Origin of the sequence: Mesorhizobium marinum (assembly GCF_040813675.1) — a bacterium.
Taxonomy (GTDB): domain Bacteria; phylum Pseudomonadota; class Alphaproteobacteria; order Rhizobiales; family Rhizobiaceae; genus Mesorhizobium_K; species Mesorhizobium_K marinum.
This window is the reverse complement of record NZ_JBFOCI010000001.1, coordinates 696,342-708,191: the sequence shown is the minus strand read 5'-3', so window position 1 is coordinate 708,191 and position 11,850 is coordinate 696,342. Positions and strand designations below refer to the sequence as shown.

General features: G+C 59.1%; 10 protein-coding genes. 6 read left to right on the top strand and 4 right to left on the bottom strand.

Features of this window, described 5'->3' with window-relative positions; all coding sequences use genetic code 11:
- Positions 1 to 57: 57 nt before the first annotated feature.
- Positions 58 to 693 (bottom strand): GntR family transcriptional regulator, encoded by a 636-nt coding sequence (locus ABUE31_RS03315; protein WP_367722062.1) that lies wholly within the window; start codon positions 691 to 693, stop codon positions 58 to 60.
- A gap of 235 nt (positions 694 to 928) precedes the next feature.
- Between ABUE31_RS03315 and ABUE31_RS03310 the strand changes: the two genes are divergently transcribed.
- From ABUE31_RS03310 to ABUE31_RS03290, 5 genes are all read left to right on the top strand, one after another.
- On the top strand, positions 929 to 1,933 hold the full coding sequence (locus ABUE31_RS03310; protein WP_367722519.1) for an ABC transporter substrate-binding protein: 1,005 nt from the start codon (positions 929 to 931) through the stop codon (positions 1,931 to 1,933).
- A 41-nt stretch (positions 1,934 to 1,974) separates the two neighbouring features.
- Positions 1,975 to 3,441 (top strand): sugar ABC transporter ATP-binding protein, encoded by a 1,467-nt coding sequence (locus ABUE31_RS03305; protein ID WP_367722061.1) that lies wholly within the window; start codon positions 1,975 to 1,977, stop codon positions 3,439 to 3,441.
- The gene (locus ABUE31_RS03300; protein WP_367722060.1) at positions 3,441 to 4,382 is read left to right on the top strand and encodes an ABC transporter permease; all 942 of its coding nucleotides are present in this window, start codon (positions 3,441 to 3,443) and stop codon (positions 4,380 to 4,382) included. The genes ABUE31_RS03305 and ABUE31_RS03300 overlap by 1 nt, the downstream gene beginning before the upstream one ends.
- Positions 4,379 to 5,326 carry an ABC transporter permease gene (locus ABUE31_RS03295; RefSeq protein WP_367722059.1) on the top strand — a complete coding sequence of 316 codons (948 nt, stop codon included), beginning with the start codon at positions 4,379 to 4,381 and terminating at the stop codon, positions 5,324 to 5,326. The genes ABUE31_RS03300 and ABUE31_RS03295 overlap by 4 nt, the downstream gene beginning before the upstream one ends.
- A 213-nt stretch (positions 5,327 to 5,539) precedes the next feature.
- Entirely contained in the window at positions 5,540 to 7,033 is a 1,494-nt protein-coding gene (locus tag ABUE31_RS03290; protein WP_367722058.1) for a flavin-containing monooxygenase, read from the top strand.
- A 407-nt stretch (positions 7,034 to 7,440) separates the two neighbouring features.
- Here ABUE31_RS03290 and ABUE31_RS03285 read toward each other — a convergent pair whose 3' ends face one another.
- The 3 genes from ABUE31_RS03285 to ABUE31_RS03275 all read right to left on the bottom strand — a co-directional run bounded on the left by ABUE31_RS03285 (position 7,441) and on the right by ABUE31_RS03275 (position 10,708).
- Complete coding sequence (locus tag ABUE31_RS03285) at positions 7,441 to 8,514, bottom strand: cytochrome P450 (protein WP_367722057.1); 1,074 nt, start codon at positions 8,512 to 8,514, stop codon at positions 7,441 to 7,443.
- A 148-nt stretch (positions 8,515 to 8,662) separates the two neighbouring features.
- Positions 8,663 to 10,015: an FAD-binding oxidoreductase gene (locus tag ABUE31_RS03280; RefSeq protein WP_367722056.1), complete on the bottom strand. Its 1,353-nt coding sequence runs from the start codon at positions 10,013 to 10,015 to the stop codon at positions 8,663 to 8,665.
- 510 nt (positions 10,016 to 10,525) lie between these two features.
- Complete coding sequence (locus ABUE31_RS03275; RefSeq protein WP_367722055.1) at positions 10,526 to 10,708, bottom strand: hypothetical protein; 183 nt, start codon at positions 10,706 to 10,708, stop codon at positions 10,526 to 10,528.
- A 102-nt stretch (positions 10,709 to 10,810) separates the two neighbouring features.
- Between ABUE31_RS03275 and ABUE31_RS03270 the strand changes: the two genes are divergently transcribed.
- Complete coding sequence (locus ABUE31_RS03270; RefSeq protein WP_367722054.1) at positions 10,811 to 11,830, top strand: ABC transporter ATP-binding protein; 1,020 nt, start codon at positions 10,811 to 10,813, stop codon at positions 11,828 to 11,830.
- The last annotated feature ends 20 nt before the right edge of the window (positions 11,831 to 11,850 follow it).

Below are 11,850 nucleotides of genomic sequence, written 5' to 3'. Positions count from 1 at the left end.
CGTCCGCTTTGATGCGGATATCGTTCCGGTCCGATCGACCGTTCCGGAGGCATTCGATCAGCCGCCCTCAAACAGGGCAGGGTTGGCTCTGGCGCAGTCTTCCAGTTCCTGCATCACCGCATCGAGATGAGCCGACAGGGCGGTGCGAGCGGCAATCGGGTCGCTGGCGGCGATTGCGGCAACAATCTTGGCGTGTTCCTTGAAGGTCGTTGCGATCCGCCGCGGGGTGATCAGCAGTCGCCGGGCGCGATCAAGCGACAGGCGCGCGCCTTCGATCAGTGCGCGCACGCGCGGATATCCAATTGTCGAGGCGAGCATGTCGTGGAATTCCAGATCAAGCTGATGGAAAAGTGCACGGTCTCCGGCCTTGAGCGCGCCCCTCTGCTGCCGGATGTTGAAGCGCAGTCCGGCGATAAGCGTCTTGGACTGGTGTCGGGCGTGGTACGCTACGGCTTCGCCTTCCAAAGCCCGGCGGAGGAAAATGTTTTCGCGCGCATCTGCAAGACGTATGCGTGAAACGATTGACCCGCTTTGTGGACGAATGTCGACCAGCCCTTCTGCCTTTAGGCGGTTCAAGGCCTCGGCGACGGGAAACCGCGATACGCCGAAACGCCGCGTAAGTTCCCCTTTGTCGAGCTTGGAGCCCGGCTCGAATTCCAGGTTGACGATGGCAAGCCGCAGGGCTTCGACCACACGGGACGTGGCTCCTGTGGTTCGTGGCAGGCGGGCGGCAGACACGCCATTCGTCAAACATGTTCTCCAGTTGCGCCGATACTGGCATGTTAGTAGGTTAATTGGTGCCCGCCAATGACAACCTGGTGGATCGTGGAGGAAGGTTCGGATCGCTTAGACAGGTACGCAACGGGTTTCGCCAACAGGCAATTGATCATTTGAAGTGCGACAACGCACGAGGGAGGAGAAATTGAACATGGTGATGCGCATTACATTCATTGCAACGGGGCTCATCCTCGCGGCAACCGCGGCTCAGGCGGATACTTCTGACAAGAAGATCGCTCTTTCCAACAACTATGCTGGAAATTCGTGGCGCCAGGCGATGCTGAAGAGCTGGGACAAGGTGACCAAGCAGGCCGTTTCCGACGGAATTGTCGCTGCGGCTGATCCGTTCACCACCGCTGAAAACCAGGTGACGGAACAGGCGGCGCAGATCCAGAACATGATCCTGCAGGGCTACGACGCGATCGTCATCAATGCGGCATCGCCGGATGCACTCAACGGCGCGGTGAAGGAGGCATGCGACGCCGGCATAACGGTCGTGTCCTTCGACGGCATTGTGACCGAGCCCTGTGCCTGGCGTATCGCCGTCGATTTCAAGCAAATGGGAAAAGACGAGGTACTCTACCTCAAGGACAAGATGCCTGAAGGTGGAAATCTGCTAGAAATCCGGGGCCTTGCAGGCGTGTTCGTCGACGACGAAATCTCGAAAGGCATCCACGAGGGCGTCGCAGAAAACCCGCAGTTCAAGATCGTTGGTTCGGTGCACGGCGACTGGGCGCAGGACGTTGCGCAGAAGGCGGTTGCGGGCATCCTTCCGTCGTTGCCGGAAATCAAGGCGGTCGTGACACAAGGCGGGGATGGCTATGGTGCGGCACAGGCTTTCAAGGCTGCAGACCGACCAACCCCTCTCATCATCATGGGTAACCGCCAGGACGAACTTGCTTGGTGGAAGGAGCAAAAGGACGCCGGTGGCTACGAAACCATGTCGGTGTCGATAGCTCCCGGCGTTTCGACGCTTGCGTTTTGGGTCGCCCAGCAAATCCTGGACGGCAAGGATGTGCCGAAAGATCTGACGGTGCCTTTCCTTCGCATCGATCAGGAAAAACTGGAAGAAAATCTCGCCAACACCGAACAAGGCGGAGTCGCCAATACCGAATATTCGCTTGAGGATGCTCAAAAGGTGATCGGCGGCATGTGACTGACTGAATGGGCTCATTGGGCCGAGTTCAGTTACTCCAGATGCAAGGTCAAGAAGAGGTGCTAATCCGTCTCGACGGCGTCGGAAAAAGTTTCGGCGCCGTTCGAGCGCTTGCAGATGTCAGTTTTGAGGTTCACGTCGGTGCATGCCTTGGGCTTGTCGGGCACAACGGCGCCGGCAAGTCGACAATGATGAACATACTGGCCGGAACGCTCTCACCTTCCGCCGGCAGCATCGTCGTATCGGGCAATGACGTCTCCTCGCATTACAATGTCACCGTCGCGAACCGGCTCGGGATTCGTTGCGTGTTTCAGGAACTGTCGCTCTGCCCCAACCTGTCGGTCGCCGAAAACGCGCGGATCATGCACCCGGTTCTGCGCGGCTTCGGCTGGCGGGGTAGGGCCGGCGAAATGATCGGGAGCATGCTGGACGTCATCTTTCCCGGCCACGACATCGATCCGGGACAACTCATTGGCGACCTGTCGATCGCGCGTCGCCAGATGGTCGAAATCGCCCGCGCCTTTTCCTCGACCGATACGCCGGTGCGACTTGTCATCCTGGACGAACCGACATCCTCGCTGGATGGCGTGTTGGCCGGGCAGTTGCTCGCATTCGTGCGCAAATTCGTCGCCGATGGTGGCGCTGTCATCCTGATTTCGCACCTGCTCAACGAAATCTTGACCACCGCCGATCGGATCGTGGTCATGCGCGACGGCGGGGTCGTCGCACACCGGCAGGCCGGCGACTTCACCCGCTTCACGCTAGTCGAAAGCATGGGAAGCGTCGCCCGCGAGCATGTCCAGCGCTCCGAACGAGCGACAAGCCGGACCGCCGAAAGAAAAGTCTCTGCTGCCTCCACGGACCGGGAGGGTGGAACGATGCTGGTGGCCGATCGCGGCGAGGTTATTGGCCTTGCCGGTCTCGGGGGGCATGGCCAGACCGACATGCTGGTGCGCATCTTCCATGGCCAACGCAGTCGGCACGCTGGCGTCACCGTCTCCGGTAATACAGCTATGGTCGCTGGTGATCGCCAGACTGACGGCATCTTTCCACTCTGGTCGATCTGCCACAACGCCACCGTAAGTTCGTTGGCGCGGCTGACCAAGGGATGGCTGATTGATCAAGACGCTGAGAAACAAATGGGAGAAGAGTGGAGGCAGAGGATCGGCATACGTACGCCGAACATGGACAATCCTATCCACTCGTTGTCGGGTGGCAACCAGCAGAAAGTGCTGTTTGCCCGCGCCCTCGGCTCGGACGCGGATATCATCTTGATGGACGACCCGATGCGCGGCGTCGACATCGGCACCAAGCAGGAAGTCTACGGCATGCTGAGACAGGAAGCCGCCGCGGGCCGCACCTTCCTCTGGTACACGACCGAGATGGATGAATTGAAGCATTGCGACCGCGTCTATGTGTTCCGCAACGGCCATATAGTCGCCGAGCTGGTCGGCGATGCGATCACCGAAGAGCGAGTGCTGCATTCATCGTTTGAGGCGGTCGCCTGATGCGCGCTTCTTTCGTTGCCCGCAATGCGCGCATACTTCTGCCCATGCTCTCCTTCGTCGCCATTCTGCTGGCGGTGTTCTGGCTACAGCCTCGCGCGATGAGCTATGTCGGTCTCAACCTTCTGCTCAATCTCGCGCTCCCAATCGCCTTTGCGACCATTGCGCAAATGTTCGTCATCACGGTGAACGATCTGGACCTGTCGCTGGGCGCCTATGTTGGTTTAGTCGCGTGCATTGGCGCTACCTGGCTCCATGAACAGCCAGTTCTCGGCGTGTTTGCCCTGGCGGGCGGCATCCTGGCCTATGCCGCGGTTGGCGCGCTTATCCACCTCAGAAACCTGCCGTCCATCGTGGTGACGCTCGGCATGTCCTTCGTCTGGCTCGGCCTGGCCATTCTCGTTTTGCCGACGCCCGGCGGCAAGGCACCGGACTGGCTGCGCGCGTTGATGACATGGAAGACGCCGCTGGTGCCGTTCACGATATACGCCCTGCTGGCGCTAGCGGTGATCGTCCATCTTGGGCTAATGCGCTCGGCACGAGGCGCGGTGCTGCGCGGCGTCGGCGGCAATCCGCGCTCGGTAGAACGCGCTGGCTGGTCGCTGCTCAAGGCCAAGGTCACAATGTTCGCCCTGGCTGGGCTGTTCGGCATGTTTTCCGGCCTGTCGCTGGTTGGGCTGACCACCTCGGGCGACGCCAACATCGCCTTGCGCTATACCCTGCTCTCGATCGCTGGGGTTATCCTTGGCGGAGGCGAATTCACAGGAGGCCGCATCTCTCCGATTGGAGCAGTCATCGGGGCAATGACGCTGACCCTTGCTGGCTCTTTCCTTTCGTTCCTGCGCCTGAATCCAGATTGGCAGATCGGCGCGCAGGGTGCGATTCTCATTCTGGTCCTGGCGCTGCGTGCGCTCATCAACCGGGCGGAGGCACGGGGCATATGACGGTGCTGCTTCGGCTCCTGACCAAACCTTGGCTCGGGGCTTATCTGGGGGCCCTGGCGACCTGGCTCGCCACCATCGCCTTCACCGAAGGACTGGGCGGCGGCGGTGTCCTGACGGCTGCTCTGTCCTTCGCGACATTCTCGGTATTGGTCGCCATCGGGCAGATGTATGTGATCACGCTCGGCCCCGGCAACGTGGATCTATCGATCCCGGCAGCGATGACGCTCAGCGGCGCGGTCTCCATGAAGATCATGGACGGCTTCAACGGAATGATCCTGCCTGGGCTGGCGATCGCACTCGCATGTGGAGCGGGCGTCGGAGTCTTCAACTATGGTTTGATCCGCCTGCTTCGCATCCCGCCGATCATCGCGACGCTCTCGTCCAGTTTCCTCTTTCTGTCCGCCGCCATCTCCTACAGCCGCGGACTGCGCATCAAACCGCCGTCGATGCTGGCCGATTTCACGACCTGGATCGTTTGGGGAGTTCCAGTGCTGGCTGTCGTCGGTATCGTGATTACGGTGGCTATGAGCGTGGTCCTGCACCGCACATTGTTTGGTCGAACCGTCACGGCAATCGGCCAAAATCCGCGCGCCGCCCGACTGGCGGGCCTGCCTGTCGATCGCGTCCGCTTTGCAACATATGTCATGTGCGGCATGTTCGCAGGGCTGACCGGCTACCTTGTATCCGGCTTCTCCGGCGGGGCCGCGCTCAACATGGGCGCGGAATATCTGCTCGCTTCGATTGCCGTTGTCGTGATCGGGGGGACTTCGGTGGCTGGTGGCTTTGCCAATCTGCCGGGCCTCTGGGGCGCCGCCATGCTGATGTTTCTTTTGGTTACCATGCTCAATACATACGGCTTCGGAGCCGGGATGCGGCTTGTTCTGACGGGCGTCATCATCATTGCGGTCATTATCGCCGCCAGCGGCCGCAACAAGATTGCTTGAGAACCGCTGGATGTCGCTGCTCTGATTCCAGTTCCTGCGGTGGCTTGGCTGGAAGCCGGAAACCGGTCGGCGTATTTCGGCAGGCATCAAATCTTTCGCCCGGAAGGTTTCGTCGTTATGTGGCGAACTCCGCTTCGCCAAAGGCCAACGATTCGAGATGAACTCAAGCTGGCGAATTGGCGAGCGTTGCACCATGGTGTAGCGTCCCAACGCATGCATGCAGAACCTATTCACTTCGAGCCGTCGGACATCTCGCTGGACAGATCGCAAGGTATCCGCATCGCAATTGTTGGCGGTGGCATCAGCGGCATCGCGGCCGCCTACTATCTGAAGCGCGCGAAACTCCACAATTTCGTTGTCTACGAGAGTTCCGATGGGCCCGGCGGGACGTGGCACGACAATCGCTATCCCGGCGCCGAGGTCGATGTGGTCTCGCATCTCTATAGCTTCAGCTTCAACCGGCATGACTGGACGCAGCGCTTTGGAAGTCGGGACGAACTGAAGCAATACCTCACCTGCACGATCGAAGCAGCGGGTCTGCGCCCTCGGTTTCACTTCAACACGACCGTAGTGTCGACCACGTGGTCCGACACTAGAAAGCTCTACGTGGTCAGATTCGCCGATGGCCGTACCGCCGAGTTCGAGGCTGTCATCTCCTGCGTAGGCTTGCTGAACGTGCCGGCTATCCCGCCACACTTTGACCTTGCGGCCTTTCCCGGGGTAGCCTGCCACACTGCGTGCTGGCGAGACGATATAGACCTCGCCGATAAGCGTATCGGCGTCATTGGAACAGGCTCGTCGGCCGCACAAATCGTTGTGGAAGCTGCGAAGGTTGCGCGATCGGTCACTATCTTTCAGCGCTCCCCGAACTGGATCGTGCCCAAGAAGAACCGGCCGTTCACGAGGAGGCAGCGCGCTCGCTACCGCACGGCCTGGCAATATCGCTTCAAGGCCCTGAAGGAATTTTTCCGCGTCGAAAGGCTGAAATTCGGCAACCCCGAGCGCGTTGGTTCGAAGTCCAATCTACGTATCCGCGCCATCGCCGAACGGCATCTGCGCCAATCCTTGGCCGTGCGACCGGAACTCGTCGAACAGCTGCTTCCAGACTATCCCATCGGGGCCAAGCGCATCGTAACAAGCGACGGGTTTTACAACGCGGTCTGCCAGCCGAACGTTTCGATCGTCCCCGCAGTCAGCAAAATTGACGGTGGCGGCCTGCTCGACGAGACAGGCCGCCGCCACGACCTTGACATCGTCGTGCTGGCAACTGGCTTCCGCGCCGCCGACTATTTGGTGCGTCTCAAGGTGGTTGGCCGCAGCGGCGCCGACCTTCATGCGACGTGGAACGGTGAGCCGGCCGCCTTCCTCGGCACCTGTGTGCCCGGCTTCCCTAATTTCTTCATGCTCTATGGCCCGAACAGCAACTGTGGGACGCTGATCTTCATCCTCGAATGCCAGGCGAATTTTGCTGCCGAATGCCTGTCTGCTTTGACTCGGCGCAGAAAATCAACCATCGAGGTAAAGCAATCAGCATACGATCGCTTCAACCGCTGGCTGCAGAAAAGGCTGGAAAGGTCGGTCTACAAGACCACGCGCAACTATTATGCTGCCCCGTCGGGAAGGATCGTCACGCAGTGGCCATTCTCGGCGACGCGTTTCTGGTGGCTTGCTAAAATCTGTCGCGGCTCGGCAATGACGATGGATTGAGTAGGGACGACGAATGTCCGTTCGGACGAAGGCCGTGCAAAGTGTCTACACACACACGACCAAGTTCGACGGCACGTTGGCCGTCGCCACAGATAGCATCTCGCGCCTTGAGAGCAGCGGCTTGCTGTAAACCTTCTTCATTCCGCTTTCCCTCCGTGGCTTCTTAGGCGCCCACGTCCCGGAGGCCTCAACCCTTGTTTAGCGAATCCGCAAAATCGCCGGCTTTGCCGCTACATGGCTGAGGTTTGACCCGAAACGATAATCGGCGCGGGTACGGCTGTAACTTTCGAAAGCCTCTCATGGCGTAGCAGCGCCGGCTTCGAATAGGCCTTTTTCTTCATGCCCCAATACCCCTTCGTTATTTACCAGCGTCTCATGGAACCGACGGACGGTCAATCGATACCGCGCTAGGAGAGACGCCGCCTGACGTAGGCTTCAACAAACAAGGAACCATATTGAAGAACCGGGACGGCGGCGGGGCATCGGTGATGTCCGAGACCGAAGGGAGAAAACTGATCCGGTGTGTAGGTCGCCTCCAGAAACCTGTCGGGTTCAAAGCTGAATGGACCCTCGAAATTGACGCCGTCTCTGTGCGCCTCCCAAAGGCAGATGCGAACCACGGCGCCCCTCGGAAAGAGGAAACCATCAAAGATAAAGTCGCGTTTGGCCGCTCTCATCAGCCTCTCGCTTTGTTCAAATCGGAGCGTTTCGAGGACGACCGCCTCTGCAACCGTAACGCCGATATCGGACTTTCGAGACTCGTCGATTCGTCTCAACATCGTCCAATTGGTGCTCATGAATTTGGCGATGCGGTAAAAGAAGAGAGCCAAGTAATGCCTCCCCATCTCCACCATGTAGATCAGATTGCCAATCGTTACAGGGTCGATTGAGGCGTCATGAATAAAGCACCCCAAGACACTGTCTGAAAGCACTTCGCCTGCTTTGTTCGAAACTAGTCCAACCAGACGTCCGCGAATGGCTTCGAAAGCACTTTTTTGGATCGGACCTACAGTCCACGCAAAGCCGTTCGGCGCCATCGCCTTGAAATGAGTTTCAAGGTGGCGGTGGTGGTCGGAGTGAAGGGGCACGCCAAGAAAAGTCCGAAGCAATAGACGGATAGCCAATTCATCGTATGCACCTCCTGTCGGTTCGTCGTCCAATCGCGAACTGGCCAACGCTTCGGCGATTATCGCCTGGACATCGTTCGTTTGATCGGAGGAGCCTGATGCGGAGATCGCCTTTGCAAAACGCGTTCGGTAGGTCTTGTGATCCAAGCCCTCCATCGTCCGGAGCATGCCCTTCGGCACGACTGAAGCAATGTCAATCGATAGAGATTTGAGATCCTCCCCGCGCTCCTGCAAAAGCCTTCGGGCAACGGGCAGGCTGGTTACGCAGATTGCGACCTTCTCTCCCCAGACGCAGGTCAGAATTGGACCTTCTTCCGCTGCCTTCAGCGCTAGCGCCCTCGGATCGGACGCCAACAGCGCCTCCAAGCTGAAGAAATTGCCCGGCGGAAGCCTATGCCCCGTCCACCAGCTTTTTGCTTTCGCAATCAGCACACGCCGACGACTTGTCAAGTATACACCTATTGAGGAGCTAGGCCCCATCCAGTCTCGATGCGACCGCGCATCAAGACAGGATGCCTCTTTCTAGCGGTTCGATATTCTGATTCAGGTGGAAAAGGTTCGTGGGATCGTAGCGCCATTTCACGTCCGCAAGGCGACGATATTTAGCTTCGCCGTATGCACCGCGCGCAACACCGGTGTCAGCCTGTTCATTGACGTAGTTCGTCCTTAGTGAGAGGGTCGTCAATCGATCAGCAGTACGGCGGCACCACCTCATGGCTCCCTCATCGTCTTCGGCGCTGTCCCAAACGCCCTGTGCGATCCAGTAGTGCCCGGCGTCTCGTCCAGAATATGCCGTTGCATCTTCGTCGACATCGCTGACGGCTCCTCCCAACTGCAGGCAATAGACCTCGACCCCCGGCACGGGAGTGGTTGAGAATGGTTCGGTCATCGCATCAATCACGCGGTCATCCATGGACGCGAGAAATCCCCCTTTGGAGTAATATCGCCGACCCCAAGGCAAGAGTTCGTCGCTTGCGCGCTGAAGCTCAACGAAGCTCAAATCCACGTCAGGATCTTGGACAGCGCCTGGCAATCGGGCGAAGCGCTCGATCAATGCGTCGGCGCCTGATGTTGAGCCGGACCAAATCGCCCTCAACTGCAACTCCTCCGCAGTCAGGACAAACGCTGTAGTCAGCGCCCGTGGAGCATTGTCGATGGCTTCCTGGTAGTGCTTTAGGATTTCCGTAGCAGAGGCGGCGGGATACCGCCAACGTCTGATCAATACCGATCCCAGGAGGTGCATCCGGAACCTAAACTTCGTGACCACGCCAAAATTGCCGCCGCCGCCCCTGATGGCCCAGAACAAGTCCGGTTCTTGGTCGGGTCCGACAGATAGGAACCTGCCGTCCGCCGTGACAACGTCGGCACCGAGCAAACTGTCTATGGTGAGGCCAAATCGCCTGCTGAGGTAACCCATGCCCCCACCGAGAGCGAGGCCACCGACACCGGTGTGGGATACAATTCCGGCTGGCGTCGCCAAGCCAAATCGTTCACCAGCGACATCGATATCGCCAAGCAATGCGCCTCCCTCGACATCAACGGTCCGCGCTCTCGGATCGACGGCGACAGCGTTCATCCGGGACAAATCGCAGACGATTCCACCGTCGCAGGTGCCAAGTCCAGCAAAGCTGTGACCGCCACAGCGTACCGCCAAAGGCACTTGGTGATTTGCTGCAACGCCAACCACCTTGCGGACATCCGTATGCGACGCCGCTTTCACAATCGCGTAGGGCTTTCGATCGATGACCGCGTTGTACACGCTTCGGAGCGCGTGATAGCGAGGATGACCTGAGCGATAGACAGGACCCTCAAGGCCCGCTCGCAGAAGGTCGCGCGTCACAGATTTGCCCGCCATCGTCGCCTGCTTTCGCTCGACACCGATCCAAACCTATTGGCCCTGCCAACGCAGTGGGCTATCCGGTTACGCAAGTACGGACTGTAGCGGGATTTCGCCGCGGTTGGCTTCTTTGGGGGCAAAGCCCTGTTCGACCAGCAACGTCAGAGGCTCGCTGGCTAAAAAGCGCGAGACGCCGTGATGGACCGCTATCGCTTGCGCGGTGAGATGGGCTCCCATCGGGACGCGCCCGTCACGGATGTCTCGGCCGATCGACGACGCAATGCGTACGGCCAAACTAGGTGCCTTCATCGACAGCATCTCCGCGTAAGCGTAATTGCATTACACCGAGATAACGCACCGTGTTCTCGATCTTGATGTGTTAAAAAGGGCCTGGATGACTCGCAGGTTTCCGGTCGCCTTGTAGACTATGGACGCCTTGGTGCCTCGCAGGGGACATGCGGTATTCCTGCGGTCGAAGCCCGATTGCCTCGACCCACTCGTCGCCGAGACGGGCATACTACTTCGTGCTCAGGTGAACTGCACGGTCGATCCTGTTGGGAAATTTATAGTAGTCAACGGTTCCGGCGCGCCGCGTGCGTCACTTGTCAGATCGAACAGCACCGGCAGGCCGGTTTCTGTTGCACGACTAGTGAGCGGGTCGGGATTTCCGGCGCCGATTTTACCATTCACCACATTCCATACGCCCAGCATGGACTATCCGGTCTCTTGCCAACGCCCATTGTTAGTACCAACATCATGGGAATATTTCTTTCATGCCGTTATTCGAGTTTGCGTCCCCCGGGGAGGGTTGGTTTGGAAGATGCGGTTATTGAGTTCAAGAACGTCACCAAGCGGTTCGGTGACGTAGCAGCGGTTGTCGAAAACAACCTTGCGGTAAAAACCGGCGAGTTCCTCTCCATTCTAGGGCCTTCCGGCTGCGGCAAGACGACCAGCCTGCGCATGATGGCTGGTTTCGAGCAGCCTAGCAAAGGCAACGTTTTCATTTCCGGCCAGGACATGACCGGCGTTCCAGCCTATAGGCGCCCCGTCAATATGGTGTTCCAGCACTACGCTCTGTTTCCGCACCTGTCGGTCAGCGAAAATGTGTCCTATGGCCTACGCCAGCGTAGTCCCAAACCGTCACGCAACGAACTTGCACAGGAAGTGGCCAAAGCGGTCGCAATGGTGAGACTTGAGGGGTACGAGGATCGGCGAAGTCACGAACTGTCGGGCGGCCAGCAGCAGCGTGTTGCGCTCGCCCGTGCGCTGATCAACCGCCCGGCGGTCCTGCTGCTGGACGAACCGCTTGCCGCCCTCGATCGCAAGCTGCGCCGCGAGATGCAGATTGAATTGCAGAACCTGCAGCGCGACGTCGGCATTACTTTCCTTCTCGTCACGCACGACCAGGAGGAGGCGCTATCCATGTCCGACCGCGTTTGCGTCATGCGCGAGGGGCGCATCGTCCAGTCGGGCTCACCGCGAGAACTCTACGATAGGCCTGTAAACCGCTACGTCGCCGACTTCGTCGGCAAGTCGAATTTCTTTGCCGGTCCCACCACGGACACTATCATCAGCGTGCGGCCCGAGCTTGTCGAGATTGCCGCCAGCGAAGCCGCCCTACCCGAAGGCCTGAGCGCGCATTATTCGGTAAAGGTACTTAACCGGATTTTCCTCGGCGAGAACACGGAATACCGCGTCGTGCACGACCGACTGGGTGAATTCATGGTCCTCACACCCCGTAAGTCCGAACGCGGCAGCGGCACGTTTGAGATCGGCGATACCGCCGCAACCGGCTGGCGGCCGGAAGCCGCTCTTGTGTTGGCCGCAAACTGATCACGTAAAAAAGGGGAAGA

Coding starts and splice junctions, on each gene's coding strand:
- ABUE31_RS03310 (WP_367722519.1), top strand. CDS start 929: ATGGTGATGCGCATTACATTCATTGCAACGGGGCTCATCCTCGCGGCA.
- ABUE31_RS03305 (WP_367722061.1), top strand. CDS start 1,975: ATGCAAGGTCAAGAAGAGGTGCTAATCCGTCTCGACGGCGTCGGAAAA.
- ABUE31_RS03300 (WP_367722060.1), top strand. CDS start 3,441: ATGCGCGCTTCTTTCGTTGCCCGCAATGCGCGCATACTTCTGCCCATG.
- ABUE31_RS03295 (WP_367722059.1), top strand. CDS start 4,379: ATGACGGTGCTGCTTCGGCTCCTGACCAAACCTTGGCTCGGGGCTTAT.
- ABUE31_RS03290 (WP_367722058.1), top strand. CDS start 5,540: ATGCATGCAGAACCTATTCACTTCGAGCCGTCGGACATCTCGCTGGAC.
- ABUE31_RS03280 (WP_367722056.1), bottom strand. CDS start 10,015: ATGGCGGGCAAATCTGTGACGCGCGACCTTCTGCGAGCGGGCCTTGAG.
- ABUE31_RS03275 (WP_367722055.1), bottom strand. CDS start 10,708: ATGCTGGGCGTATGGAATGTGGTGAATGGTAAAATCGGCGCCGGAAAT.